The 25,850-nt window shown below is 34.5% G+C and carries 28 protein-coding genes; 25 read left to right on the top strand and 3 right to left on the bottom strand.

The window, feature by feature from the left end:
- Positions 1 to 153 precede the first annotated feature (153 nt).
- The 3 genes from DW036_RS18270 to DW036_RS26055 form a co-directional block, all read right to left on the bottom strand.
- Positions 154 to 855 carry a DUF4373 domain-containing protein gene (locus DW036_RS18270; protein ID WP_118465659.1) on the bottom strand — a complete coding sequence of 234 codons (702 nt, stop codon included), beginning with the start codon at positions 853 to 855 and terminating at the stop codon, positions 154 to 156.
- Positions 856 to 885: 30 nt separating this feature from the next.
- Positions 886 to 1,248 (bottom strand): SH3 beta-barrel fold-containing protein, encoded by a 363-nt coding sequence (locus DW036_RS18265; protein WP_118465658.1) that lies wholly within the window; start codon positions 1,246 to 1,248, stop codon positions 886 to 888.
- 179 nt (positions 1,249 to 1,427) lie between these two features.
- The gene (locus DW036_RS26055) at positions 1,428 to 1,595 is read right to left on the bottom strand and encodes a hypothetical protein (protein WP_233560489.1); all 168 of its coding nucleotides are present in this window, start codon (positions 1,593 to 1,595) and stop codon (positions 1,428 to 1,430) included.
- An 830-nt stretch (positions 1,596 to 2,425) separates the two neighbouring features.
- Here DW036_RS26055 and DW036_RS18255 point away from each other — a divergent pair.
- The 25 genes from DW036_RS18255 to dnaB all read left to right on the top strand — a co-directional run bounded on the left by DW036_RS18255 (position 2,426) and on the right by dnaB (position 25,729).
- Positions 2,426 to 2,962, top strand: a complete 537-nt coding sequence (locus tag DW036_RS18255) for a UpxY family transcription antiterminator (protein WP_118465656.1) — start codon at positions 2,426 to 2,428, stop codon at positions 2,960 to 2,962.
- A gap of 55 nt (positions 2,963 to 3,017) precedes the next feature.
- A complete protein-coding gene (locus DW036_RS18250) occupies positions 3,018 to 3,506 on the top strand; it encodes a UpxZ family transcription anti-terminator antagonist (protein ID WP_118465655.1) in 489 nt (162 codons plus the stop codon).
- A gap of 410 nt (positions 3,507 to 3,916) precedes the next feature.
- Positions 3,917 to 4,573 carry a DUF1919 domain-containing protein gene (locus tag DW036_RS18245; protein WP_118465654.1) on the top strand — a complete coding sequence of 219 codons (657 nt, stop codon included), beginning with the start codon at positions 3,917 to 3,919 and terminating at the stop codon, positions 4,571 to 4,573.
- A gap of 140 nt (positions 4,574 to 4,713) precedes the next feature.
- Complete coding sequence (gene wecB / locus DW036_RS18240; protein WP_118465653.1) at positions 4,714 to 5,871, top strand: non-hydrolyzing UDP-N-acetylglucosamine 2-epimerase; 1,158 nt, start codon at positions 4,714 to 4,716, stop codon at positions 5,869 to 5,871.
- Positions 5,871 to 6,293: an adenylyltransferase/cytidyltransferase family protein gene (locus tag DW036_RS18235; protein WP_118465652.1), complete on the top strand. Its 423-nt coding sequence runs from the start codon at positions 5,871 to 5,873 to the stop codon at positions 6,291 to 6,293. The genes wecB and DW036_RS18235 overlap by 1 nt, the downstream gene beginning before the upstream one ends.
- Positions 6,283 to 7,098, top strand: a complete 816-nt coding sequence (locus DW036_RS18230; RefSeq protein WP_118465651.1) for an aldo/keto reductase — start codon at positions 6,283 to 6,285, stop codon at positions 7,096 to 7,098. Before DW036_RS18235 ends, DW036_RS18230 begins: the two co-directional genes overlap by 11 nt.
- 119 nt (positions 7,099 to 7,217) lie before the next feature.
- The gene (locus DW036_RS18225) at positions 7,218 to 7,682 is read left to right on the top strand and encodes a hypothetical protein (RefSeq protein WP_147401509.1); all 465 of its coding nucleotides are present in this window, start codon (positions 7,218 to 7,220) and stop codon (positions 7,680 to 7,682) included.
- A 4-nt stretch (positions 7,683 to 7,686) separates the two neighbouring features.
- Entirely contained in the window at positions 7,687 to 9,444 is a 1,758-nt protein-coding gene (locus DW036_RS18220; protein ID WP_118465649.1) for a thiamine pyrophosphate-binding protein, read from the top strand.
- Between the two features lie 6 nt (positions 9,445 to 9,450).
- A complete protein-coding gene (locus DW036_RS18215; RefSeq protein WP_118465648.1) occupies positions 9,451 to 10,158 on the top strand; it encodes a LicD family protein in 708 nt (235 codons plus the stop codon).
- Entirely contained in the window at positions 10,155 to 11,600 is a 1,446-nt protein-coding gene (locus tag DW036_RS18210) for a lipopolysaccharide biosynthesis protein (RefSeq protein WP_118465647.1), read from the top strand. The genes DW036_RS18215 and DW036_RS18210 overlap by 4 nt, the downstream gene beginning before the upstream one ends.
- A complete protein-coding gene (locus DW036_RS18205) occupies positions 11,597 to 12,577 on the top strand; it encodes a hypothetical protein (protein ID WP_118465646.1) in 981 nt (326 codons plus the stop codon). Before DW036_RS18210 ends, DW036_RS18205 begins: the two co-directional genes overlap by 4 nt.
- Positions 12,574 to 13,668 (top strand): glycosyltransferase, encoded by a 1,095-nt coding sequence (locus DW036_RS18200; protein WP_118465645.1) that lies wholly within the window; start codon positions 12,574 to 12,576, stop codon positions 13,666 to 13,668. The genes DW036_RS18205 and DW036_RS18200 overlap by 4 nt, the downstream gene beginning before the upstream one ends.
- Positions 13,668 to 14,885 carry an EpsG family protein gene (locus DW036_RS18195; RefSeq protein WP_118465644.1) on the top strand — a complete coding sequence of 406 codons (1,218 nt, stop codon included), beginning with the start codon at positions 13,668 to 13,670 and terminating at the stop codon, positions 14,883 to 14,885. Before DW036_RS18200 ends, DW036_RS18195 begins: the two co-directional genes overlap by 1 nt.
- 23 nt (positions 14,886 to 14,908) lie before the next feature.
- A complete protein-coding gene (locus DW036_RS18190) occupies positions 14,909 to 16,057 on the top strand; it encodes a glycosyltransferase family 4 protein (RefSeq protein WP_118465643.1) in 1,149 nt (382 codons plus the stop codon).
- Between the two features lie 84 nt (positions 16,058 to 16,141).
- On the top strand, positions 16,142 to 16,639 hold the full coding sequence (locus tag DW036_RS18185) for a serine O-acetyltransferase (RefSeq protein ID WP_118465642.1): 498 nt from the start codon (positions 16,142 to 16,144) through the stop codon (positions 16,637 to 16,639).
- 274 nt (positions 16,640 to 16,913) lie between these two features.
- Positions 16,914 to 18,050: a glycosyltransferase family 4 protein gene (locus DW036_RS18180; protein ID WP_118465641.1), complete on the top strand. Its 1,137-nt coding sequence runs from the start codon at positions 16,914 to 16,916 to the stop codon at positions 18,048 to 18,050.
- A 301-nt stretch (positions 18,051 to 18,351) separates the two neighbouring features.
- On the top strand, positions 18,352 to 18,960 hold the full coding sequence (locus DW036_RS18175; RefSeq protein ID WP_118465640.1) for a sugar transferase: 609 nt from the start codon (positions 18,352 to 18,354) through the stop codon (positions 18,958 to 18,960).
- Between the two features lie 8 nt (positions 18,961 to 18,968).
- Positions 18,969 to 19,607, top strand: coding sequence for a NeuD/PglB/VioB family sugar acetyltransferase (locus tag DW036_RS18170; protein ID WP_118465639.1), 639 nt, complete (start codon positions 18,969 to 18,971; stop codon positions 19,605 to 19,607).
- Between the two features lie 12 nt (positions 19,608 to 19,619).
- Positions 19,620 to 20,021 (top strand): VOC family protein, encoded by a 402-nt coding sequence (locus tag DW036_RS18165; RefSeq protein ID WP_118465638.1) that lies wholly within the window; start codon positions 19,620 to 19,622, stop codon positions 20,019 to 20,021.
- A gap of 11 nt (positions 20,022 to 20,032) precedes the next feature.
- On the top strand, positions 20,033 to 21,622 hold the full coding sequence (locus DW036_RS18160) for an HAD family hydrolase (protein WP_118465637.1): 1,590 nt from the start codon (positions 20,033 to 20,035) through the stop codon (positions 21,620 to 21,622).
- A gap of 1 nt (position 21,623) precedes the next feature.
- Positions 21,624 to 21,842: an acyl carrier protein gene (locus tag DW036_RS18155; protein WP_118465636.1), complete on the top strand. Its 219-nt coding sequence runs from the start codon at positions 21,624 to 21,626 to the stop codon at positions 21,840 to 21,842.
- A gap of 169 nt (positions 21,843 to 22,011) precedes the next feature.
- Positions 22,012 to 23,151, top strand: coding sequence for a DegT/DnrJ/EryC1/StrS aminotransferase family protein (locus DW036_RS18150; protein WP_118465635.1), 1,140 nt, complete (start codon positions 22,012 to 22,014; stop codon positions 23,149 to 23,151).
- A gap of 172 nt (positions 23,152 to 23,323) precedes the next feature.
- Complete coding sequence (locus DW036_RS18145) at positions 23,324 to 23,833, top strand: HU family DNA-binding protein (protein WP_007663183.1); 510 nt, start codon at positions 23,324 to 23,326, stop codon at positions 23,831 to 23,833.
- Between the two features lie 105 nt (positions 23,834 to 23,938).
- Positions 23,939 to 24,034 (top strand): smalltalk protein, encoded by a 96-nt coding sequence (locus tag DW036_RS25580; RefSeq protein WP_021968105.1) that lies wholly within the window; start codon positions 23,939 to 23,941, stop codon positions 24,032 to 24,034.
- Positions 24,035 to 24,169: 135 nt separating this feature from the next.
- Positions 24,170 to 25,729: a replicative DNA helicase gene (gene dnaB / locus DW036_RS18140; RefSeq protein ID WP_022391386.1), complete on the top strand. Its 1,560-nt coding sequence runs from the start codon at positions 24,170 to 24,172 to the stop codon at positions 25,727 to 25,729.
- The last annotated feature ends 121 nt before the right edge of the window (positions 25,730 to 25,850 follow it).

Here is a 25,850-nt window from a genome sequence, read left to right as displayed (position 1 = left end):
TTTAAAGTAAAAAGCAAATTAGCTGGATATTTGTTTAAAGCAGAAAGCAAAATCTAGATATTTTTGTTTATAAAAGAAAGCAGTTTGAACTTGATTGATTTGAAAATAGTAAAAAGGTTGCTCTTGGGGGAGAGCTAACCTTTTTGAGATCATTTAGTTCTGCAGTAGCTTTAAGATATATTTTCCCGGCATAATAATCCGTGCCTTCATCTGTGGTGAACTGTTGATGTCATAGATGATTTTCCAAATTTTGCCTCCCAATCTTCCGAAGTCCGTCAGTCTGAGAATGGCGTTTTTCTCTTTTATGGATGCAACTTTTTGCCGTTCCAATTCTGCTATCAATCCTTCGTAGTTGTGCGTCTGCCTGTTGAGTGCATACTCTGGAGGAACAAGAAGAATCTCCTCATTCTTCACTGTCTCCCCTTGGGGAGATATAGAGGGGTCTGTTTTATTTTCTTTATTCTCTTTATTTGTTGCTAAAGCGTTGCCTGCCTTTGCATCTCTGATTTTCTGTTGGTTAGCCAGTCCTCCATGCTTGCCTGCCTCTCTGTTCGCTTCGCGCTTGGCTTCCAGTGGTCTCATCCGCAGGATAAGCCCGGGCGATGAAAAGGCTGTATCGTCCACCTCAAAGAGTTTATAATTGTAGATAATTCGCTTCGAGGTAGTCACTGTCACTCTCATCTTTTGTGCCAGGATAGGCAGTACCCTCAGATCGGCTTTATATCCGTTCTGTAACCTCAGGAATTCAAGCAGCATCCAGTAGATGCCATATCCTTTCATTCCTTCTTTTTGTATCATCATCATAATTTTAAAGTTATTGCCTGCATTGGCATCATGTAATAAATATGAATCCATAATTCTTCATTCTTAATTTTCATTCTTCATTTAAACAATCGGTCTCCATTCCAAGAAGTTTTCAATCTGGAAAGTCCTCCATCCTTGCTGTTCCATATCCCAGTATGCTACATGGTTTTTGATGCGCTCAATATCATATTTCTGATGGAAATCGGATTCATAATAAATAAGTGTTCCTCTTGCCATGTAGAATTCGCCATTTTGTTTTCTGTAGGCTATCAGCGCACATCCGTATGGCATGTACTCGGTCAACTGTCGGATGCGTAGGGTCATCCATGCAATGGTTTCTTCGGATAAATCGGTTTCTTGCCTGATAAGTTTTTTCCATAGATTCTCTACTCTCTCATTTTTCGTTACATACTTCTGTTGGTGCCCCAACTTTTGTTTTTCCATTTTTGTACTTTTAGTTATTTGTAAATTGTTTATAATCAACCTTCTGTGATGGCTACACCCTTTGCTTCGGATAGCTACACCCTTTTATGCTTAGGGCTACACCATCCGGGTGAAAGGGTGTAGCCCTTCCACTGTCAGGTTGACGGGGCAAAGTTATGTCCTTTCTTTGGAGTAAACTATCAATGATTTATCCTTACATCATATCCATAGGGGTCTATGTGTTCCGTATCTTCCTTTTGTATCACTGCCCAGATCTTTCTTAGTTCTGTCATTAAACTGCTTAGTTCCAGTGGAATATCTTCTCCTTTTTCGTGTTTTAAGCCATCACCCGATTCGTGTAAATGCATTCCCAAATCGCTTATGGTGTTGATATTTAGGCCTCTGAAATAGCCTAATTTGAAACTTCTTAGAACTCCTACATACATGTGAGTTTTTGCACCTGCATAATACCGTTCAGCCAGTAAATTTTCGTCGACTATACTAATTCTGCTTACTGTTCTGTTACTGCTTTTTCTCTGATTTTCAACTTGATGTGACCTTTTCTTTGTGTCAGATCCATTCTGATTCTCTTTTTTTTAAATCTTTCATATTGAATAAATTTTAATTAAATATTTAACTGATATTCACAGTTAAAAATGTTGCAAAAGTAGAAAATAAAGTTCAGATATGATAATGGGGGGAAGAAAAGTGAAAAGAATGTGATTTTTTGTTGGATTCAAATAGCTGTAAATAAGATTGGTAACTTCGTTTTTGAAGCTGTTTAAAAAACGTTCGTTTAATGGACGCAAAGATAGAGGTGTTTTTGGAAACGACAAAATGTTTGATAAAAAATCTTCTTGTGATTACTTCTTTTATACGATAATATTCTGATTATGAGCAATAAGATGGGAGTGAAAATATCAGTTAACATCTATTCATTTTATTGTTTTCTTCATCTCCCACTTTTAAAAATAATTGACGTCCATTAAACGAACGTCTAAAAGACATTTTTTGTTTGTGACTGGTTCGTTTATAGCTTTTTACCTGTAAGGTAATGAACTGCTATAGAAAATCTGTAGGCAAGAAGGACGCAAAGCTTGCTATATTCTACATAAAGCGTTCGCAAATGGTTGAATTTCAAGTGTATGCAAGGAATTCAAAGCCCCGAGAGAACACCCTTTTCTGAAATAATCATAAAATGGAAGTGGAGAAAGAGAGCGAAATATGGTATGCCATGCGTGCTACTTATCGCAGGGAGTTGGATGCTATGCGACTACTTGAAAAAGAAAAGTTAGGTTGCTTTATTCCGATGCAATATAAGATTAGTATAAAGAAAGGCAAAAAAGTTCGTGTTTTAGTGCCCGTCGTTCATAATCTGGTTTTTGTTCATGCCTGTCCTTCTGAAGTGAAGCGTGTTAAATCACAGCTCACATACTTGCAATACATAACTGATACTCGCAGTGGTCAGAAAATAATTATCCCCGACAACGAGATGCAGCGTTTCATCGCTGTTGCCGGTACCTACAACGATCATCTCTTGTACTTCCAACCCGATGAACTGAATTTGTCCAAAGGCACCAGAGTCCGCATCATTGGTGGTGATTTTGAAGGGCAGGAGGGGCTTTTCTTGAAAGTGAAAGGTGCACGCGATCGTCGTGTGGTCATCGAAGTACAAGGTGTTATTGCTGTTGCTATGGCGACTATCCATCCGGATCTTATAGAAGTAATCGAATAATTAACAGCTGTCATTTGCTGGCTGGTAAATCATAAATTTGAAATCATAAATAGTTATGACTCTTTCCGAAGAAACATTTGCTCTTCAGCGTGCAGCGCACGAACTGATGTATTTAGGTATGGACGGGAGTCCGGTCTATAGCGATGACCTTTCCCGTCGTAATGGTGAAGTTTATCGTTTGACCACGGCTTTGTATAACTCTGGCGCTAAAGGTTCTACTACTGAAGAACAGACAAATGTCTGTCTTGCACTGCTGATGGGTTATAGTGCCTCGTTTATTGATCACGGTGAAAAGCAGAAGCATGTTCAGGAAGTTTTGGATCGTTGCTGGAACATTCTTGATGCTCTTCCAGCCTCGTTGTTGAAACTTCGTCTGCTCACTGCCTGCTATGGTGAAGTATTTGATGAGGCTTTGGCTGACGAAGCTCATTCGATTATTGCTTTATGGGATTCTACAAAGCTTACTCTTGAACAATATGAAGCTATTGCAGAATTTCAAAATGTGGTTGACAACCCTTATCCATGGGAGTATATTGATGAATGAAAAGGGAAAATCTGGATTACAAGAATTGAACCAGACGTATTTAACGGAGAATTTGTATAATTAGTTAGAAACATCCAATTACTTTTATTTCTCGTTTTTGTGCTTTGAGACTATTTTACTTTAATATAGATCGATGCTTTGATTTATTCATCAATAAAGAACTCTTTAATATATGATATTTCAGTTTACAGATATGATTTTTTATATAGAGCCTGTGGTATTGAGGAGGATAAACTTTAGTCTTATATGTGATTAAAATGGTTTAATAGTAGAGAATATATGAGCCGGAAATTGGACTACGTTAATTTGAATTTTAGGTTGAGATGCTAGCTATATATCCACTAACTATACAATGAATACTTGATTTTTTATTCGATTATTATAAATATTCTATGATTATTAATTGACTTATGATTTATACTGTTAAAAAACTAAAAAAACACATTGAAAGAAGATATAGAAAGTCGTATATTGATAAGCTGTCTTTATTATTACCTCATGATATTAGTATAATAACTAATAATTGTTTGTCAGGATTAATGTGCCAAGATATTGGAATTCAATACAATTCTCCAACGGTAGGTCTTTATTTTTTTTATCCAGATTATATAAGATTTTTAGAGAATATTGATAAATGGATTCATATACCTTTGGAGTTTAAAGAAAAGTCTAAATACGAATTAGGTAGAATTAGGTATTTGCAAAGCAAGAAAAAATATCTTATTGGGGTATTGAGTGATGGAATAGATGAAGTTGAAATAGAGTTTTTACATTATTACGATGAAACAGAGGCAAGGGAGAAGTGGAATAGACGATGTCAGCGAATTAATGTAAATAAAATGTTAGTTATTGGAAGTGAGTTGGATAGTTGTTCACAAAAAGATATAGAATGCTTTTCTCAATTACCTTATAATAATAAAATCTTTTTTACTGCCCATAATTATAAAATAGAAAATACTATTTATATGAAAGAAATGGAGAAACAGGGCTTTGTTAATGCTCCTGCACGATTGAGCTTAATTTATAAATATATGTTAGCACATTTAGAAAGGTGTCCTTTTGTTTGAAAAAATATCTGTATATAATTAAACTCATCCAAATTAAAAATTGCCATACATTGAATAATGTTAGTAATTTCTCTTAAGACTAATTTTTCGTAATTAGCCAGATATAAATTCTATAAGATGAAAAATAATAAGTAATATATATGAAAACTATAATGCTTGTTTTTGGTACACGACCAGAAGCAATAAAAATGGCACCATTAGTAAAGGAGTTTCAAAAGAGTGCAAAGAATTTTAAGACTGTAGTGTGTGTAACGGGACAACACCGCGAAATGCTCGATCAAGTATTAGATATCTTCGATATCAAGCCTGACTACGATTTGAACATCATGAAGCAAGGTCAGGATTTGTATGATGTAACAGGTCGGGTGCTTCTTGGTATGCGTAATGTTCTGAGGGAGGTAAAACCTGAGATTGTTCTTGTTCATGGTGATACTACAACATCAACTGCTGCCGCTTTGGCAGCATTCTATCAACAAATCCCTGTTGGTCACGTTGAAGCAGGTTTGCGTACCCATAATATATATAGCCCATGGCCTGAGGAGATGAATAGGCAGATAACAAGTCGTATTGCTACGTATAATTTTGCGCCGACTCTTCGAAGTCGTGATAATCTGCTCAACGAAAATATCGATAATAATAAGATAATAGTCACGGGTAACACTGTTATAGATGCACTATATTGGGTTGTTGAAAAGATAAAAAATAGTAATATACTTACTTTCAAATTGAGTAATGAATTATATAAATTAGGTTATAATGTTAATCGGTTAGATAACGGTAAGAAGCTTGTACTTATCACAGGTCATCGTCGGGAAAATTTTGGTAATGGTTTTGTTAATATCTGCATGGCGATCAAAGAAGTAGCTAGAAAATATCCCGATGTGGATTTTGTTTATCCTATGCATCTGAATCCTAATGTCCGTAAACCCATTCATGAAGTCTTTGGAAGTGAACTTAGTAATCTTGGAAATATATTTTTTATAGAACCGCTGGAATATCTCAGCTTTGTATATTTGATGGAAAAGTCAAATATTGTATTGACGGATAGTGGTGGTATACAGGAAGAAGCACCTAGTCTTGGAAAACCAGTTCTTGTTATGCGTGATACGACAGAGCGTCCAGAGGCTATTGAAGCTGGTACTGTAAAATTGGTAGGTACCAATTATGATACCATTATTGATAATGTTTCAGAACTATTAGAGTGTGAGGAATTATATAATAATATGAGTTGTGCTGTAAATCCCTATGGTGATGGAAAAGCTTGTAGTAGAATTTTAGAGACATTACTCAGCAAATAATGAAAAAATATAAAATTGGATATACGACTGGAACATTTGATTTGTTTCATATAGGGCATCTCAATATTTTGAAAAAATCGAAAGAGATGTGTGATTTTTTAATTGTCGGTGTGAGTACTGATGAAGTGGTTCAAAATTATAAACATAAAGTCCCTGTTATTCCTTTTAGAGAACGTATGGAAATAGTAAAGTCCATTAGATATGTTGATCAAGTTGTGCCTCAGTTATCTATGGATAAATATCAAGCTTGGTCTAAACTTCATTTTGATGTAATGTTTCATGGAGATGATTGGAAAGGTTCTGATTTATATAATGATTATGAAGTTAAATTCAAAGAAATAGGAGTTGATATTGTTTATATTTCTCATACGAAAGGAATAAGTTCTTCAAAAATAGCTGATGAAATAAAATATGGTAAGTAATATTCCTGCTTTATTTTTAGGCACATATCAGAATTCACCTAATTTAGCAAAGGTTGTAGAAACAGCTTTTCAAGAACATGTTTATGGCTTTGACACTGCTCCTAGCTATGGTACGGAAAAGATATTAGGAAATATTATTAACAAAAATTTATTTAAGTATCAAGTCGATAGAAGTGAAATTTGGATTAGTGACAAAATTGATTCATGGCAAATGTATGCAACGAAAGGGTGTATAGATAAATATGTAGAAAAGGCCTTATGCTTAATGAATCTTGATTATTTTGATATTCTTTATATTCATTGGCCACAACCTGAGTATTTTATTAATACATGGGAGTCATTCATTAAAATAAAACAACGTGGACTGGCTAAATATATAGGTTTATGTAACGTACATAGAAGACATATTGATCTGATTAATGGTCAGACAGGAATAAAACCAGATTATATACAAATAGAGAGACACCCTTTGAATACATGCGCAACAGAAATTGCGTATTATTCAAAATTGGATATAAAAGTACAGGCATATTCTTCTGTTGGGAGAATGGATAAGCGACTAATAGAAAATAGTGATTTAATTAATTTAGGTAAGAAATATAACAAATCAATCCCTCAAATTATATTAAGATGGCATATTGATACAAATATAATACCAGTATTTATGAGTAATAAGCCAGAGCGAATAAGGGAAAATAATAATATTTTTGATTTCTCTTTAAAAGAATTTGAGATAGAGAAAATAAATTCATTGAATATTGATTATAAATTGTTTGTTGAATCATTAAGTAATCCAGGAATATGACTAGATGTAAGATGTTATTGTTGTTTTCGTTTTTTATCTTACTTCTGATTATTAATGTTTGTTTGGCGTTTGTAGTGGGTATTATACTTATAGCAAACCTTTATGTTAGGAATCGATATATGCGGAGAAGGTTCAATCCTTGGCATGATAAAAGAAGAAATTTTGAAACAATTGTCATAGGTGATAAATATAATGTAAATAGGCTGTGTATAAGTATTGATAAAACTTTGGAGGAGACGATTTGGGGACGCAGTTTATATGCTAGTTTTCATATTCTACGAACATACTTTAGTTTATTGAAAAATGACGGTAAAGTGTATATAGTTTATCGAGAGAAATATTTGGAAGATTTCTCTCCAATTGATATGTCTATAGTTTATCATCCGGTTACTCTGTCTATTATAGGATGCAAATATTGGTTTATAGAGAGAAAATTTCCCATATTTTTTATGCTATTATATTGGTGTAAAAGAGTGTTTCGTATTTTTACTGCTCCTAAAAGAGATATAGAAGCTTCATTAATTTCACAAATCAAACTATTCTGTGAAGAACGTCAAATACAAGTTGAATTTATAAAAATATAATAGTATGGATTTTCATTATTCAAAAGAGAAGAATGTTCAAATAATTATTTCATTATTGAAACAATATGGAATAAAAAAGGTGATAGCGTCGCCAGGGTCAACAAATATTTCCGTGGTTGCAAGTATGCAATATGATCCATTTTTCGAAATGTATTCATCTGTGGATGAAAGATCTGCGGCATATATGGCATGTGGACTGGCAGCAGAGTCTGGAGAGCCGGTGGTATTGACTTGTACAGCAGCAACAGCATCAAGGAATTATCTCCCAGGTTTAACTGAAGCATATTATCGTAAGCTTCCGGTTCTTGCGATCACATCTACTACCCCATTAGCAAATATAGGTCACCATCAGAGACAATCTGTGGATCGTTCTTCTATACAGAAAGATATTGCAAATTTAAGTGTTCTCATACAAATTGTTAAGGATGATTTGGATGAATGGGATTGTGTAGTGAAAGTTAATAAAGCACTGTCAGAACTTACTCATAGGAGTGGTGGACCTGTTCATATTAATCTTGAGACAGAATATAGTATGGACTTTTCTGTTGTGAAACTACCAAAAGCTAGGATAATAGTACGGATAGAAGGCAAGGATATGGGTAAAATGCCACAAATGTCCAAGGGTAAAATCGGTATAATTATTGGTTCTTATGATAATATGAGTGAAGCATTGGCTGAATCGATTGAACGGTTTTGTGCATCTTACAATGCTGTTGTTTTCAAAGATCATACAAGTCATTATTATAGAAGATATTCTATCAACTATTCATTATTAGGTATTCAAGAGTTTTATCAATCTACAATGACAAATATTGATTTACTCATTCATTTAGGAAACGTATCTGGAGATGATTATTCTATTGGGGCACTTTCTAAAGCAAAAGAAGTGTGGAGAGTTAGCTGCGATGGAGATATGATAGATACCTTTAAAAAACTCCATTATGTTTTTGAGATGGATGAGAAGAGCTTTTTTGACTATTACTGTACTGATACGAAGAATATTAGCTTTTATGAAAGTTGTATTCAAGAATACGACTCTATTTTAGAGCGCTTTCCAGACATTCCTTTTTCCAATTTATGGATTGCGAACCAATTACATCGTGTAATACCTAAAAAATCACGAATCCAACTTGGAATTTTGAATAGTCTTAGAGCATGGAATCTTTTCCGACTCGATGATTCTATAAGAATATATTCTAATGTTGGAGGATTTGGAATAGATGGTGGAATGTCATCTCTAATAGGTGCTTCCCTTTGTGATAAAAATAAACTGTATTTTGGAATATTTGGTGATTTACAGTTCTTTTATGATATGAATGTGATTGGTAATAGACATATTGGATCGAATGTTCGTATTCTATTAATTAACAATGGACGAGGAATAGAGTTTAGAAACTATCATCATCCTGCTACCATATTTGGTGCAGCAACTGACTTATATATTGCTGCCGCTGGTCATTATGGTAATAAGTCTAGTAAACTTATAAAGCATTATGCAGAAGATCTAGGCTTTGAATATATATCTGCAAGTAGTAAGGATGAGTTCTTTAATATTTATAATAAATTTGTGAGTCCAGTTTTAAATGATAAGCCTGTTATATTTGAGGTGTTTACAAACACAGATGATGAGAGTGAAGCTCTTAAATTAGTAAGACATATTGTAGTAAATCATAAAGATTACGCTATTAGAACTGTCAAAGATGTAGCCAAGCAAATACTTCCTTCCGGCGTCATTAATCGTATGAAAAAAGTAATAAAATGAGAAGCTATGTTGAAACAGATAGCTAGAAATATATTGGGAGATAATATCGTAAAACGAATTAATACAAAGATACAACGATTTGCTATGCTTATGTATGGAGAAAAAGCTATTGCGGAATTTGATACAGTTTTCAGAAGTTTAAAACTAGACTATTGGCTAGCATTTGGTACCTTATTAGGGGCATATCGAGAAAAAGATTTTATAAAAAATGATGATGATATCGATACTGCAATGTATTGCACTGATATTACTCCAGAAGTTATAGATAAACTAGAAGAGAAAGGGTTCATATTTGAGCATGCTATTCTTACGGATGATAATTTGTATTGTCAGATTTCATTTAAATATCATGGTGTTTCTTTCGATATATATGGTTTTAGAAAAGGACTTTCGAGTGAGAAACTTATCACTGGATTTATTCCAAGAGCTTTGCATGATAAAAATTGGACAGAAGCTTTTAATTTGAATAAATTTAAGATTCTCCTCGTAAATATGAACTATGATGGATTTGTTGATACACATTTTAAGAACCTGATAGTGTCTATACCTCGTAACTCTGAAGTATTTTTGAGGAAGCATTATGGTGATGACTTTATGACGCCGATTCCTGGTAAAAAAGGAAGTAGCAGAGAAACAATATGCGAAATTCCTATTGAAAAGTTGACGGCTTCCATTGTAACAAGGGAGCAATTATTTGAACGTTTAATCAAATGACAGGAAATTCATTAAAAAGTAAAACATTAAAGGGGGTGTTTTGGAGCGGAACTGATAGATTTTCGTATTATATAATTCAGTTCGTCATTAACATTGTGATGGCTAGGCTATTATCCCCTAAAGACTATGGGTTAATTAGCATCTTAATGGTTTTTATTGGTTTTTTTGCAATTTTGGTTGATGGTGGATTTAGTACGGCTCTTATTCAGAAGAAAGATAGGAGTGAAACTGATTTTAATACAATTTATATTGTAAATGTAGTAACATCAGTACTATTATATTTTCTTTTATTTGGATTATCTCCGATAATAGCTGAATTTTATAAGGAATCATCTCTTGTGTTACTTCTGAGAGTTCTGTCGCTTCAGCTAATCCTTTCAGCTTTTATGTCTGTTCCGTTGATAAAGCTTACTATAGCTGTTGATTTTAAGAAGATAGCTATTGCAAGTATTATTTCTGCCATTGTATCAGGAGTTGTAGGAATTTTTATGGCATATACTGGATGGGGTGTTTGGTCATTGGTATTTCAACAGCTAATGCTATTATTTATTAGATGTATATTGTTGAATTTGATACAAAAATGGAAACCGATAATGTTGTTTTCTGTCCAATCATTTAAAAAAATATTCTCATTTAGTTCCAAGCTGATAGCATCATCGCTTATCGACCAAATATATTTGAATCTTTATCCTCTTGTTATTGCAAAGTTTTTTTCAGCAAGAACTTTAGGTGTATATGCTAGAGGTGAACAGTTTGGGAAGTTACCTGTTGTATTGCTTAGTGATGTGTTCATAAGGGTAACATTACCTATTATGAGTTCTATTCAAGATGATACGGAACGGTTGCGAAATTTATATCGCGAATATATACAGGCATCGTCGTTTGTTGTATTTGCAATTATGTTGTGGCTATTTATAATTTCCAAACCATTGATTTTACTTTTACTTACCGAAAAATGGATAGACTCTGTCCCTGTGATGCAAATTTTATGTTTGGCAATGATGACATTGCATATAAGTGCGATTAATAGGAATCTTCTTTATGTAAAAGGGCGTTCAGATTTAGCACTCAAGTTGGAGGTTGTAAAGAAAATATCTGCTATTATCATTTTTTTGATTTCTATAAATTTTGGTTTAATAGGTGTTTGTATAGGGCAGCTCGTTTATGGGCTTTATGCTCCAACTTTGAACTCATATTATACAAGATATTTGATTGGAGTTAGTTATTTAGAGCAACTCGTTGATTATGGGAAATTTATGATTATTTCAATAGTTTCTGCATTATTACCTTTTTGTTTGGTCTATCAGATTAATTCATATTGGTTGCAGATTTTTATTTCAACAGTATTGTTTTTTAGTATATATATATCAATTAATGCTGCCTTCAGAACACGTCCATTCTATTTGTTGCTTCCAATAATAAAAAGAATAATAAAAAGATGAGAAAATTGATTATATTATCATATGACTATGAGTTATTTTTTGGTGATCGGTCAGGAACGGTAATCAAAACACTAATTGAGCCGACGAATCTATTGTTGGCTCAATTTGAAGAATCAAATTTAAAAGCTACTTTCTTTGTTGATTATTTGATGATTAAATATCTTGGACGAAATACTGATGAACACAGTGTATTAGATTTGCGCCTGATTGAAGATCAAATAAGGGATATTGTTCAACGAGGGCACCGAATAGAACTCCATATACATCCCCATTGGGTTGATGCCAAATATAATGGTGATGGAACTTGGAATTATTCTGATTTTTCTCATTATAGTCTGAATTCTTTTACAGAAGATGAAATTACTGAGATGTTTATAGAAGGGTGCAATATACTCCATTCTATTATCAGAAATGTTGATTCAAATTATCAAATTGTTGCATTTAGGGCAGGAGGATGGGCTATTCAACCTTTTTCTCTTTTGAAAAAAGCTTTCTTATGTACTAATATTCGTATTGATTCATCAACTAGTTATGGTATAAAAAATGCAAATAAAGATTCCTATTATGATTTTACAAATATTCCAAGGAAGAGTGTTTATAGATTCGAGAATGCCGTTGAGATAGAAGACGTAGAAGGTTCATTTATGGAGGTGCCGATTTCTTCATATTATCGTTTTATTTTTTATAAATTGTCTGATAGAATCTATCGACGATTCTCTTCGCAAATGGCTATTTATGCGGATGGAACGCATTTTAGAAAATCAGATCAACTTAAGACGAAATTACATTTCTTTAATAGATCAATGTTTAATACGACATGTGTGTCTACCATTACAGCAGTAATGTCAACACTATTGAGTAAAAAACGTCTTTTAGTATATATTGATCATCCCAAAGACTTCACAATGGGAACCTTAATTTCGTTAAAAATCATATCTAAATTTGTTCAATCAATAACATATAAAGACTTATTATGAAAAATAACATGAAATTTGTAGTTATAACAAAATCAGATTTAAGATTTATACCTCCTGTCATAAGTGTATCTTATATTTTGAAGGATTTAGGGCACAATGTGCATGTTATTACAAGTGGTGCATCCGATTCTATTATAGAACAAATGAGGCAGAGGAATATTACGATGGATATTTATCCTTATGCAACAGCAACACACATATTAGGGAAAATTTGGGAGTATTTAAGGTTTAGAAAATTAGTAAAACAAAGATTGGAAGAGCTGTCGTTTGATTATTTATGGATAGAAGGAGCTACAACAATGCGTTCTCTAGGGAGCTTTATTAAGAAATATCTATATATTCTACAGATATCAGAGTTGCATGATAATTCAAGGGCGCAGCTGAAAACTATAGGAAAAGTTATTCATCAAGCCAAACTCGTTTTTATGCCTGAATATAACAGAACAGTGTTTTATCAAGTTTGGTTTCATTTAAAGAAACGACCGATTACATTACCTAATAAACCATATTTTATACCTTCTCAAGAAGAGCTCGGATCTTTGAAAGATAAGTATAAAGAGCTGTTGACGATTTTTAAATCGTATAAGGTTATATTATATCAAGGAATGTTTTTTGAAGAGCGTGACTTGTCGAATTTCATTCGAGCAATAAAAGAACTGGGAGGTGAGTACAAACTAGTTCTTCTTGGAAAAGGAATGGACATGCTTCGAAGATATAAGGAAATAGATAATACATTAGTTCATATTGAGTTTATTCCTGCACCAGACTATTTAGTATTTACCAGTATGTGTTATTTGGGAATTGTTACTTATGATTTAAGATCCTTGAATACAGCCTATTGTGCACCCAATAAGATATTTGAATATGCGGCATTTGGCAAACCAATAATAGCTAATAATATTCCAGGGCTAAAGCTTATAGGTGATTTACATGCAGGAGAAATAGTTGATGAAAATAATGTTTTATCTATCAAAAAGGCCATATTGCAAATTGAAAAGAATTATACTTCATATTATAGTGGAGCATTGGACTGTTTTAATAGTATAGATAATAATAACACTATAAAGCAATCATTGAAATTATTAGATTAATGGCTGGCACGTTTAGGAGCAAGAAATATTCTATTGCATTACTATCCCTTATTTTCATAATAAATCCATTCTTTGCTTGTATATCTAGTATTGCAATGTTGAAGAATAGTAATCTAAATGTTAAATTATTGTATTTTTTTATAGCGATATTTATAGGACTACTTGCATTTACACAATATTCACCAAATGGTGACATATCACGTACTTACCATATTATAAATTCTATAAGTGATTTTTCCATTGCAAATTTCTTTATTTATCTTGTTACTGATAGATATATTATTTATACAGCTGTAAATTTTTTGATAACAAAAATTGTTGGAAATGTACAATATACATCATTGTTTTGGGGATTTCTCATGTATTATATATGTTTTCTAACAATACTTAATTTAGAAAAATATTTTGAAAATAAGAATGAGAAAAAACGCTTTGTCTTATTATCTGTTGTTTTTTGTTTTGTCATTTTTGTAGAAACTATGGAGGTGATGAAGCAAGCTGTAGCAACATCTATAATGTTCTATAGTTTTTCATATTATTTGCTGGATAAACGATTGAAATGTATAGTTGCTTTTATTTTATCTTTAGGAGTTCATTTCTCTCCTCTGTTTATGTTACCCTTATTTTTTATTAAAAAAATGAATTCTGCTTTTATTTATATTATGTTATTATTGAGTTTTTTATTGCGTAATATTAATTTAATGGAGATATCTACACAGGTGTTAAATTGGGTCGGGTTGTTTCCTTCAGTTGCATCAGTGGCAGATTCTTATACAGAACAAAATTTTAATAATTTTTTCTCTAATGCACCATATTTTCAATTTACATTTGGGTTCTTATGTTCAATAGTCTTGTTAAATCGTATTTTAGTGAGCAGAAGCAGTGATATTATAGATAAAACATGTCTTATTTTCATAATAGTGTTGAATCTTAACTATTCTAATAATCATAATTTTACAAGATTATTATTGTTCTCTTTTCCAATTTATATAATGATATATATGAATATTCTTTATAGGCTGAAAAATTCTATTACAAAAAAAGTATTAATACTATTCATTTTATCTATTACTTTTTTCCTTCAATTTTGGTTTTCTTTTGGAAGATTAGGTACAGATCCCTTAAAGTATCAAACTAGTTTTATGAATAATTCAATAGTAGAAATAGTTATTTCTCCTTTATATTCATACTTGAATTATAAGGTTCCTGTAGATTAAGATTAATAATAAAAAGAATTAAGATGAACATAGCATTTATATACTCTAGTATTACGATAGAAAAGGTAAATAATAGATACTATCATAATTTTCTGAATGATATTATCTCACGTTATTCTCAATTCGGTTCATTGGCTGTATGTGTTTCAATGGAAGAAAAAAATAGTAGTAATCTGAATGAAATAAATTTTTCTAGTATAAAATTTATTGAGGTTAAAAAGGAAAATAATATTAGAAATAGAATTAATCGTCAACATAATAGACGTGCAATAAAGAAGGTTGTTGAAAAGTGTGATCTTTTAATTGTGCATATTCCTGATTCAGTTGGAGATATGGGAGCTCGGTATGCTAAAAAGTTGAGAAAACCGTTTCTTGCTGTCGTTATTGGTTGTGTGTGGGATTCTCTCTGGAATCATAGTTGGAAAGGAAAGCTATTGGCAACCTCGGCTTTTTTCAACATGAAAAGAACTGTATGGGAAGCTAATTACGTGATATATGTAACTTGTCAATTTTTGCAAAACAGATATCCGACAGCTGGAAAAAATATCGGATGCTCTGATGTCGTAATTGAAGAGAATAATGAAAATATATGCTTGAAACGAAAAGAGCGATTTACTTATTTAAACAAGTCTGATAAAATAAAAGTTGCTACGATTGGAAGCCTTGACGTTTCATATAAAGGGCAACGTTATATTATAAGAGCATTGAAAACATTGCTTCAAGATGGATGGAACTATCATTATTATTTGATTGGTGGAGGTGAGGGCAAAGCATTGTTGAAACTTGCTAAAGAATTAGGTGTTGAAGATCATATTCATTATTTAGGAGTACTTAAGCATAGCGATATTAATGAGTGTCTTATGAGCATGGATATTTATGCACAACCATCTAGACAAGAGGGACTTCCGCGAGCTGTTGTTGAAGCAATGAATGTGGGTCTTCCCTGCATCGGTTCTAATGTTGGAGGGATACCAGAATTGCTTCCTCAAGAACTTATATTCGATGAGGGAAACGTTGCTGGTATTGTAAAGTTGCTTGAAGTTACTCCTTGTTCTTGGTGCAAATATGTGGATTATAGCTTTAATAAAGTAAAGGAATATGATTCTAAGATATTGGATAATAGAAGAAATGATTTTTTTAAAATGATAGTTTCAGAGATATTAAAAGAATAAGTAATAAAAGTTCTTTTGAATTTATGAAGAAAACTGCTTGTAAAAATAAAATATTTTTTTGAATTTGTGTAAAACTATACAATAATGGATAGGTCTTTTTCATTCCAAAATAAATTTGGATTAAAAGTATTGTCTTGGATTCAGCATTATAATCACTATAAATATTGGAAACGTCGTGATATTGTAACTTCATCCAGTAATAAAACGCCTTTTTTTATAAAGTTATACTATCTTTATTATATAAAAAAAATAGATGCTTATCATAATTGCTCTTTTGGTACGAATCTAAATTCTGGTGCATTTTTTGCAACGCCTCCTCATCTTCCACATGGACCAAATGGTATCATTATCGGGCATGATGTTTGTATAGGAAAGAGATGTACTATATTTCAGCAAGTCACAATCGCTCATGGTGATGTGAAAATATCTGACGATGTGATGATTGGTGCTGGTGCAAAAATACTTCCAGGAGTTATTATTGGGAGTAATGTGAAAATAGGAGCGAATTGTGTAGTTGTAGAAGATGTTCCCGATAATGCTACGGTAGTGTTACCAAAACCACGGATTATTTGTAGAAATTAGGGATATGATATTTGTTGGTATAACAATTTATTTATCTATATAGTTAGAACGTTTTTTGTGACGTGATTAAAAACGAGATTCTATCACTGTTTTATTTTGTACTTCTTGGATTTATTCTATTAGAATTAGACACATAATAAGATTGTTTTTTATACTCAAAAAGCGGACAATATTGCTGATATAACAAAAGTGGGAGATGATAATCCTCTTAGTCGCATAAAGAACCTGTTTTTCATTGTATAAGCAAAATATATATAATCATATTTTTAGGTAAATGTACAAAATAATTCGTCTTACTACCATTTCAGGCAGTTTATACTATCTCTTAAAAGGACAATTACGTTTTTTATCGAAGTATTATGAAATAATAGGTGTAGGCTCTGATTTTAATACAGGCAAACTGCGAGAAGTATCTGATCGTGAGGGCGTGCGTTGTATCGATATACCTATGTATCGAGAGATTTCGTTGCTGAATGACATGAGATCTCTAATAAAGTTAATAAAACTGTTTAAAAAGGAACAACCTTATATTGTTCATGCCAATACTCCTAAAGCCAGTCTGTTGTCTATGATAGCGGCTTGGATAATAAGGGTACCTCATCGTATATATACTGTAACAGGTTTACGTTTTGAAACAGCAACTAAAAAAATACGTTGGTTACTGATCATAATGGAAAAGATTACTTGTTGGTGCGCTACGAAAGTGATTCCTGAGGGAGAAGGTGTGAAGAAAATGTTGATTACTAATGGTATTACGAAGAAACCATTAAAGGTGATACTGAACGGTAATATTAATGGAATTGATGTAGAGTATTTCTCGCGTTCGGCAGAAGTCATGTATAAAGTAGAGACTATAAAGGAAGGGGGGACTTTTAATTTTGTATTTGTGGGGAGAATAGTCAAAGATAAAGGGATTAATGAGTTGGTAAGAGCTTTCTCAAAATTGATATATATCTATCCCGAAATAAGGTTACATTTAGTTGGGAGCTTTGAGCGTGAATTGGATCCGCTTGATGAAAATGTAGAGAGGATGATTAGGGAAAATGAGGCAATTATAATTTGGGGATTTCAGCCTGATATTCGTTCTTTTCTTGCTGCTTCTGATGTTTTTGTATTCCCTAGTTATCGGGAGGGTTTTCCAAATGTAGTGTTACAAGCTGGTGCAATGGAATTGCCTTCAATTGTAACTGACATTAATGGTTGCAATGAGATTATTCAGGATGGTGTAAATGGTAGGATTATTCCGCCGAAAGATGAGGAGGCTTTGTATGAAGCGATGAAGTGGATGTATGAACATCGTGAGATGGAAGTGAAAAAAATGATTCCATATACTAGACCAATGATTGTAGAACGATATGAACAAAAAAAACTATGGGAGGCATTGCTTGAAGAGTATAACAGTTTGCTGTAGTTTTTAATTTTTTTTATTGTTAATATTCAATGAATGTATGCAAATATCAAAAGAGTGTTTTTCCTGACTCTTTGATTTTATAATTATAGATGTCGTTTGTCAATGTGGATTTTTGGTTGAAATATAATTGTGAAATAGATGCAACGGTAGCGAAAGCTTATATTAATATCATCAATGTGATAGATAAGTTGTGAATTAGAGTGATATTATACAATAAATTCGCAGATAAAAGATAAAGTAATGTTGGTTTATGTGGTGCTAAACCGTAAGAATTTGAATTATTATAGAAAGATTTAATGATATGTACAAGAATTTCTTGAAGAGGGGAGTTGATCTTATTATTGTATCTTGTGTCTTGCTAATCGTCTGGTCAATATTATTACTCATTTCTATCTGGCTTTATTTTGCCAATAAAGGTACTGGCACATTCTTTATGCAAGAACGTCCGGGTAAGTATGGCAAGATTTTCAGAGTTATTAAATTCAAAACAATGACTGACGAACGTGATGAAAATGGCAACTTGTTGCCAGATGAGAAACGTTTGACAAAAATAGGAAAATTCATCCGTTCCACTTCCATTGATGAATTGCCACAGTTGATTAATGTATTGAAAGGCGATATGGCTTTGGTAGGTCCCCGCCCTTTACTTCCCCAATACCTTCCTCTTTATTCCGAAGAACAGGCTCGCCGTCATGAAGTCCGGCCAGGCATTACAGGATGGGCTCAAGTGAACGGTCGTAATGCGATTAGTTGGACAAAGAAGTTTGAACTGGATGTATGGTATGTCGATCATTGCTCTTTTCTACTTGATATGGAAATATTATTTATGACAATAAAGAAGGTGTTTATAAGGGAAGGCATCAGTTCTGATACTTCCGTTACTATGGAACCTTTTACTGGAAATAATTAAATTAAAAAATGAAAGATATTGCTGTTTATGGAGCTGGCGGCTTTGGACGAGAGGTCGCATGCATTATAAAAAAATGTAATGAAGAAAAGAACCGTTGGAATTTTATCGGATTTTTTGATGATGGCAAACCTGTCGGTAGTGAAAATGAATATGGGAAAATATTGGGTGGTATTGAGACCCTAAACAGTTGGAATGGACAATTGGATATTGTGATAGCAATAGGTACGCCGAAGATTGTAAGAACTGTTTTTTCCAGTATAACCAATACTTCAGTTGAGTTTCCCAATATAATTTCTCCTGATTGTCTATGGCTGGATAAAGAAAAAGTCTTTTTAGGGAAGGGAAATATTGTAATGTGTGGCTGCATAATCAGTTGTAATATTCATATAGGTGATTTTAATATATTGAATTGTGGGGTCAGCATAGGACATGATGCCAGAATTGGAAATTTTAATTCGATGATGCCTGCTGCTAGAATTTCAGGATTTGATGAAATAGGGGATGGGAACTTCCTGGGAGTTTCATCGATCCTTTTGCAGGGGATAAAGGTCGGTGAAAACGTGACAGTCGGTGCAAATAGCGTGTTGATGAAAGATGCGAAAAATAGCTCGACCTATTTGGGAAATCCGGCTAAAATAATCTTTTAACATATATGTGATATGCTTCCAGATTTTAAATTTCACCATATAGGTATAGCTGTTTGGGATATAGAGGAGACAGCCCTATATTATGTTGATGCTGGATATATGAAGGCAGAAACGGTTATTGATGAGATACAGAATGTAAAAATTTGCTTTTTAACGAAAGAAAATATGCCAATGTTGGAGCTATTAGCACCTGTAGATGAGAACTCTCCTGTAAACAGGATCTTAAATAAGATGGGAGTGTCCCCTTATCATTGTTGCTATTTAGTCGACGACATGGAAGATGCTGTTTGTCGTTTAAAAAAGAAGAAGTTTGTCCCTCTAATAAAACCAGTGGAAGCATGTGCTATTGATGGAAAACGTGTCTGTTTCCTATTTAGTAAGACAGTTGGTTTAATAGAATTAGTTGAGTCTTAAATGGTTTCATTATGAAGTATTTTGTTTTTCGCAATCACACCTTAGAGAATCTTTTTGGTACTACGGGGATAGGTTATTCCGGTTATGACGATATCTCTTATGTTGCTCCAGATGCTGATTGTTATATTTGGTTTTATCAGGTTCCGGTTAAGTTCGATAGGGGAGCCTTGTCGGAAGAGGTAAACGGGTATTTTAGTAAGCTACGAATGGTTTACGATCAACTATCTTCCCATAAGCAACTGATAGTGTTTTCTTTGGAAGACCTTTATGATTTGAATTTTTACAGTACGGATTATGACTTAAAAAATGCTATTATAAGATTTAACACTGATGTTCGTGAGTTTGCGAATGAACATCACAATGTGAAGTATCTTGATTTTTCGGAATTCCTTTCCAGTTATCCTAAAGAACAGTGGATAGATTGGAAATATTATTTTATTTCCTTGGCGATAATAAATCCAAGGCTAGCCGGAACTTTCCGCAAATGGTTTGTCCGTAAGACAGAAGAGTTTACTTTAAATAGGAAGAAGTGCTTGGTGCTTGATCTGGATAATACTCTTTGGAATGGTATACTTGGAGAGGAAGGTATTGATGGAATCGAAATAGGAGGAGAATACCCTGGAAAAGCTTTTCTTTATTTTCAGGAGGCTCTTATAGAGTTAAGCAAGAAAGGGGTCATTCTGACGGTTTGTAGCAAGAACAATGAGGCTGATGTTCTAGAGGCATGGGAAAAGAATCCGTTTATAAAGCTCAATCAAACATATTTCTCGGCATACCGAATAAATTGGCAGAACAAAGCCGACAATATAAAGGAACTAGCTCAAGAATTAAATATAGGTTTGGATAGCTTTGTATTTGTGGATGATAATCCCACAGAACGCGAACTGGTGAAACAACTTTTACCTATGGTAGAAGTTCCTGATTTTCCTGAGCAGCCTTATCTGCTACCATCGTTCTTTTCAACTTTGGTTGAACGCTATTTTCGTATATATACCATTACGGAGGAAGATGAAAAAAAGACGGAACAGTATAAGGCGAATATAAATAGAAATCAAGAAAGAAAGAAATTTGTGGATATGGGTGCTTATCTTGCCAGTCTTGAAATAGAAATAACAATATCAGAAGCAAATGAATTCAATATTCCTCGCATAGCGCAAATGACTCAGAAAACAAACCAATTTAATTTAACTACTAAACGCTATACTGATACAGATATTTATGGTTTTATAGATGAAGGCTGGAGCGTTTATTGCATTAGTGTCAAGGATAAGTTCGGAGATAATGGTATTACTGGGACTGTCATGCTAGAACCACTTGCCGATGGAATGAAGATTGACTCGCTACTGTTGAGTTGCAGAATATTAGGTAAGGGAGTAGAGTTGGCGTTTATACGTTTTATTTTGAATCATTTATATAATCGCGGTATAACGAAAATATATGCTGAATACTATCCAACCTTGAAGAATGTCCAAGTAGCCGATTTCTATGAAAGGCTTGGATTTGAAGGCTTGGGACAAAGTGAAGATGGCGCAAAAACATATATACAATATTTGTCAGGAAATTATCAAATAGAATCATATTATAAAATAAAAATGAACTGATATGGATGAGAAGATATTAGAAATCTTGAAACTAGTGCTTGAGTTGAATAACATTGATAAAAGTTGCTCTCAAGCGAACTGTGAAAAATGGGACTCTTTGAAGCATTTAGAATTGATGGTAGAGATCGAGTCTGAATTTAATGTAGAACTGGAACCGGAAGAAATAGCGAAGATGAAAAGCTTTGAGGATATAAAGAAAATACTTCAGCAATACAGATAGAAATTATTCATTTCATGACTTTTGTTGATGATTTTCGTGCAAGTTTTTAACTTGAAAAATATGTCTAAATTATTTTGTTGGTTATTTGTGCCATACTATTTATGGCGTAAATAACCTTTCTTTTATGCTCTCGCTTTTCAAATTATTGTTCTTTTAATCATATAATTTCATGGACAAGAGAATTTATCTTTGCCTCGCTCATATGAGCGGCAAGGAGCAAGACTTCATACGCGAAGCCTTTGATACAAACTGGGTAGTTCCTTTGGGGCCCAATGTCAATGCTTTCGAAGACGACCTGAAACATTTTGTGGGTCAGAATAAGGAAGTAGTCGCATTGTCGGCAGGTACGGCAGCCATCCATTTAGGTTTAATTCAGCTTGGCGTCAGTGCAGGTGATGAGGTAATTTGCCAGTCATTCACTTTCTGTGCTTCAGCTAATCCGGTGGCTTATCAGGGGGCTACGCCTGTATTTATCGATAGTGAAGAAGATACCTGGAATATGGACCCTGCTTTACTGGAAGAAGCTATCAAAGACCGAATTGCGAAAACAGGTAAAAAGCCCAAAGCTATTCTTCCTGTACATCTTTATGGTATGCCTGCCAGGATAGATGAGATTTGTGCTATTGCTGCGAAATATGATATTCTTGTATTGGAAGATGCTGCCGAAGCTTTAGGTTCTGAGTTCAAGGGACAAAAGTGTGGTACGTTCGGTACTTTTGGTGTGTTGTCTTTCAATGGAAATAAGATGATCACTACTTCGGGTGGTGGTGCGTTAATCGTTCCTAATGAAGTGGCAAAGAAGCAGACCATGTTTTATGCTACTCAGGCTCGTGAACCTTTCCCTCATTACCAGCATGAAAAGATCGGTTACAATTATCGCATGAGTAATATCTGTGCGGGTATCGGCCGTGGTCAGATGACTGTGCTGGAAGATCATATTGCCCATCACCGCCATGTGCATGATCTTTATGCAAAGGCTTTTGAAGGTGTGGAAGGTATTACACTGAAATCTAATCCTGACGATCGTTTCAATGCTAACTATTGGTTATCTACGATTCTGATTGATCCGGAGAAGACAGGTACTAACTATGACGAAGTTCGTGTGCAACTTGATGCTAAAGGTATTGAGACCCGTCCTTTGTGGAAACCTATGCATCTTCAGCCTGTCTATGTGAATAATCCTTGTTATGTGAATGGTGTTTCAGAACGTTTATTTAATATGGGGTTATGTATCCCTGCCGGACCTTGGGTGACGGATGAAGACGTAGCGTACATCGTGGAGCAAATAAAGGCATGTTTGAAAAAGTAAATCATAACGCTTAGGTATAATATTCATTTATAACTACTTACAACTTTTCTCAGAAAAACCGCTCTCTTCACTCATTTTCCTGCTTTTATTAGAGATTTAATCCTCACCTTTGCATCAACGTTGATCAACAAAGTGAATTAAAAACAGAATTTAAATCTCTAAATGAAAAAGTATGAGTGTAATTTTTAGAACGGTAGAGAGGCCGTCTGACCCTCGGGTTGAGAATTCTCCCAAAAAGTTTTTCCCTCAGTTAATAACTTTAGGACAGAGCGTGGACTTGGCATTTATAGCCCAGAAAATGCAGGATCGTTCTTCGCTTTCTATCGGTGATATCCGGAGTACTATGCAGAACTTCGTGGAGAAGCTGAAAGAGCAGTTGCTGGAAGGTAAAACTGTAAATATTGCCGGATTGGGCGTATTTATGCTGGCTGCAAAATCTAAGGGAGAAGATAAGACTGAAGATGTGACCGCCAAGAGTGTGGAGAGTGTTCGTATCTGCTTCCAGGCCAACAGGGAACTGAAGATAACCAAGACTGCTACCCGTGCCGGTGAAAAACTGGATTTGGTCAGCTTGGATGATTATCTGAAAAATTTAGCTAATGTTCCATCAGGAGGTGGTTCAGATGGTGGTTCAGGAGGTAATTCGGGTGATGGGGGAATAGAAGACGATCCTCTGGGGTAATTTCCAAAGCCAGCAACTTTGGAAATTAAAGAATTAAGAATTAAAAATTCAAGACTGCGCAGTCTGTTGATCGCTGAATATTAATCATTAAAAAACGATTCTCTTATGAAAAAAACGAGTTGGAATGTGATATTGAAAGTCATTATTGCCGTAGCCAGTGCCATTGCAGGTGTGATTGGCGGTCAGGCAATGACCATCTAAGAATAAGTTTGATATAAACGTAAAGAGCTGTTTTCGAATTTCGGGAATGGCTCTTTTTTTGTTTGGTAGAATAGGGATGATTTTGATTAATAAGCGTTATCTTTGCCATCCCTTTATAATTCATAGTATTTAAAAATGGCAGAACAAAAAAGAACTCCCCGAAGTAACTCCAAGGCAAAAGTGCAGCCTGTAACTGACTACGGACGTATACAGCCGCAGGCGCCGGAATTGGAAGAAGCTGTGTTGGGAGCATTGATGATTGAGAAAGACGCTTATTCATTGGTAAGTGAAATTCTTCGCCCGGAGTCTTTTTATGAACACCGGCACCAGTTGATTTATTCCGCTATCACCGATCTGGCTGTGAATCAGAAGCCGGTGGATATCCTCACGGTAAAAGAACAGCTTGCTAAACGTGGTGATCTGGAAGAGGTGGGCGGACCGTTCTACATTACCCAGTTAAGTAGTAAGGTTGCCTCTTCGGCACATATTGAATATCATGCACGTATCATCGCGCAGAAAGCATTGGCACGCGAACTGATTACGTTTACCAGCAATGTTCAAAGCAAGGCTTTTGATGAGACTCTGGACGTGGACGACTTAATGCAGGAAGCTGAGGGAAGACTCTTTGAAATTTCTCAGCAGAACATGAAGAAGGATTATACACAGATTAATCCGGTTATTGCTGAAGCATACCAGTTAATTCAGATTGCAGCTGCCCGTACTGATGGTTTGAGTGGTTTGGAGAGTGGTTTTACCAAACTTGATAAGATGACTTCCGGTTGGCAGAGATCCGACCTTATTATTATTGCTGCCCGTCCGGCAATGGGTAAGACGGCGTTCGTGCTTTCTATGGCAAAGAATATTGCGGTGAATTATCGCAATCCGGTAGCTGTGTTTTCGCTTGAAATGAGTAACGTACAGTTGGTAAATCGTTTGATATCCAATGCGTGCGAAATTCCGAGTGAGAAAATCAAGAGTGGACAGCTGGCAGATTATGAATGGCAGCAATTGGACTATAAATTGCGTGACCTTCTGGATGCGCCGTTGTATGTGGATGATACTCCTTCTTTGTCTGTATTTGAGCTTCGTACAAAAGCCCGTCGTCTGGTGCGTGAGCATGGAGTGAGGATTATTATTATCGACTACCTGCAGTTGATGAATGCAAGTGGTATGTCGTTTGGTAGTCGTCAGGAAGAGGTAAGTACCATTTCGCGTTCGTTGAAAGGTTTGGCGAAGGAGTTGAATATTCCTATTATAGCCTTGTCGCAGTTGAATCGTGGTGTGGAGAGCCGTGAAGGTGAAGAAGGTAAACGTCCGCAGTTGAGTGACTTGCGTGAATCGGGAGCCATTGAGCAGGATGCCGATATGGTATGTTTCATTCATCGTCCTGAATATTATAAAATCTATACATCGCAAGATGGTACTGATTTGCGTGGTATGGCAGAAATTATTATTGCTAAGCATCGTAATGGTGCGGTAGGTGATGTTCGTTTGCGCTTTATCGGTCAGTACACCCGTTTCCAGAATCCGGAGGATGATATGGTGATTCCGCATCCGGCAGAAGGAGGCGGAGCTACTTATGGCTCCAAAATAAATGCGGTAGGTGATGGCAGTATACCGCCTCCGGCTGAGTTCGCTCCTCAAACAGATAATCCGTTTGGTGGGGTGGGGTCGGATGGACCGTTGCCATTCTAAATTATCGGTAAATTAATATAAGAATTTTAATATTACAGCCGGAATTACTGTTTATCATGTAGTTTCGGTTGTTTTCATTAATTTCTTATCGGATAATTCCCTGTCATCCAAAAAAACTTTG

It is taken from the genome of Bacteroides sp. AF39-11AC (assembly GCF_003474285.1).
Lineage (GTDB): Bacteria > Bacteroidota > Bacteroidia > Bacteroidales > Bacteroidaceae > Bacteroides.
This window is presented reverse-complemented; position numbering and strand designations above follow the sequence as displayed.

What these genes read in the sequence shown, in the direction of transcription:
- DW036_RS18255 (WP_118465656.1), top strand. Translation starts at nt 2,426, where the DNA reads ATGGAAGTGGAGAAAGAGAGCGAAATATGGTATGCCATGCGTGCTACT.
- wecB (WP_118465653.1), top strand. Translation starts at nt 4,714, where the DNA reads ATGAAAACTATAATGCTTGTTTTTGGTACACGACCAGAAGCAATAAAA.
- DW036_RS18220 (WP_118465649.1), top strand. Translation starts at nt 7,687, where the DNA reads ATGGATTTTCATTATTCAAAAGAGAAGAATGTTCAAATAATTATTTCA.
- DW036_RS18195 (WP_118465644.1), top strand. Translation starts at nt 13,668, where the DNA reads ATGGCTGGCACGTTTAGGAGCAAGAAATATTCTATTGCATTACTATCC.
- DW036_RS18265 (WP_118465658.1), bottom strand. Translation starts at nt 1,248, where the DNA reads ATGGAAAAACAAAAGTTGGGGCACCAACAGAAGTATGTAACGAAAAAT.
- DW036_RS18150 (WP_118465635.1), top strand. Translation starts at nt 22,012, where the DNA reads ATGGACAAGAGAATTTATCTTTGCCTCGCTCATATGAGCGGCAAGGAG.
- DW036_RS25580 (WP_021968105.1), top strand. Translation starts at nt 23,939, where the DNA reads ATGAAAAAAACGAGTTGGAATGTGATATTGAAAGTCATTATTGCCGTA.
- DW036_RS18225 (WP_147401509.1), top strand. Translation starts at nt 7,218, where the DNA reads ATGCGGAGAAGGTTCAATCCTTGGCATGATAAAAGAAGAAATTTTGAA.
- DW036_RS18245 (WP_118465654.1), top strand. Translation starts at nt 3,917, where the DNA reads ATGATTTATACTGTTAAAAAACTAAAAAAACACATTGAAAGAAGATAT.
- DW036_RS18205 (WP_118465646.1), top strand. Translation starts at nt 11,597, where the DNA reads ATGAGAAAATTGATTATATTATCATATGACTATGAGTTATTTTTTGGT.
- DW036_RS18145 (WP_007663183.1), top strand. Translation starts at nt 23,324, where the DNA reads ATGAGTGTAATTTTTAGAACGGTAGAGAGGCCGTCTGACCCTCGGGTT.
- DW036_RS18165 (WP_118465638.1), top strand. Translation starts at nt 19,620, where the DNA reads ATGCTTCCAGATTTTAAATTTCACCATATAGGTATAGCTGTTTGGGAT.
- DW036_RS18185 (WP_118465642.1), top strand. Translation starts at nt 16,142, where the DNA reads ATGGATAGGTCTTTTTCATTCCAAAATAAATTTGGATTAAAAGTATTG.
- DW036_RS18235 (WP_118465652.1), top strand. Translation starts at nt 5,871, where the DNA reads ATGAAAAAATATAAAATTGGATATACGACTGGAACATTTGATTTGTTT.
- DW036_RS18180 (WP_118465641.1), top strand. Translation starts at nt 16,914, where the DNA reads ATGTACAAAATAATTCGTCTTACTACCATTTCAGGCAGTTTATACTAT.
- DW036_RS18215 (WP_118465648.1), top strand. Translation starts at nt 9,451, where the DNA reads ATGTTGAAACAGATAGCTAGAAATATATTGGGAGATAATATCGTAAAA.
- DW036_RS18175 (WP_118465640.1), top strand. Translation starts at nt 18,352, where the DNA reads ATGTACAAGAATTTCTTGAAGAGGGGAGTTGATCTTATTATTGTATCT.
- dnaB (WP_022391386.1), top strand. Translation starts at nt 24,170, where the DNA reads ATGGCAGAACAAAAAAGAACTCCCCGAAGTAACTCCAAGGCAAAAGTG.
- DW036_RS18155 (WP_118465636.1), top strand. Translation starts at nt 21,624, where the DNA reads ATGGATGAGAAGATATTAGAAATCTTGAAACTAGTGCTTGAGTTGAAT.
- DW036_RS18160 (WP_118465637.1), top strand. Translation starts at nt 20,033, where the DNA reads ATGAAGTATTTTGTTTTTCGCAATCACACCTTAGAGAATCTTTTTGGT.
- DW036_RS18230 (WP_118465651.1), top strand. Translation starts at nt 6,283, where the DNA reads ATGGTAAGTAATATTCCTGCTTTATTTTTAGGCACATATCAGAATTCA.
- DW036_RS18200 (WP_118465645.1), top strand. Translation starts at nt 12,574, where the DNA reads ATGAAAAATAACATGAAATTTGTAGTTATAACAAAATCAGATTTAAGA.
- DW036_RS18270 (WP_118465659.1), bottom strand. Translation starts at nt 855, where the DNA reads ATGGATTCATATTTATTACATGATGCCAATGCAGGCAATAACTTTAAA.
- DW036_RS18170 (WP_118465639.1), top strand. Translation starts at nt 18,969, where the DNA reads ATGAAAGATATTGCTGTTTATGGAGCTGGCGGCTTTGGACGAGAGGTC.
- DW036_RS18190 (WP_118465643.1), top strand. Translation starts at nt 14,909, where the DNA reads ATGAACATAGCATTTATATACTCTAGTATTACGATAGAAAAGGTAAAT.
- DW036_RS26055 (WP_233560489.1), bottom strand. Translation starts at nt 1,595, where the DNA reads ATGCATTTACACGAATCGGGTGATGGCTTAAAACACGAAAAAGGAGAA.
- DW036_RS18210 (WP_118465647.1), top strand. Translation starts at nt 10,155, where the DNA reads ATGACAGGAAATTCATTAAAAAGTAAAACATTAAAGGGGGTGTTTTGG.
- DW036_RS18250 (WP_118465655.1), top strand. Translation starts at nt 3,018, where the DNA reads ATGACTCTTTCCGAAGAAACATTTGCTCTTCAGCGTGCAGCGCACGAA.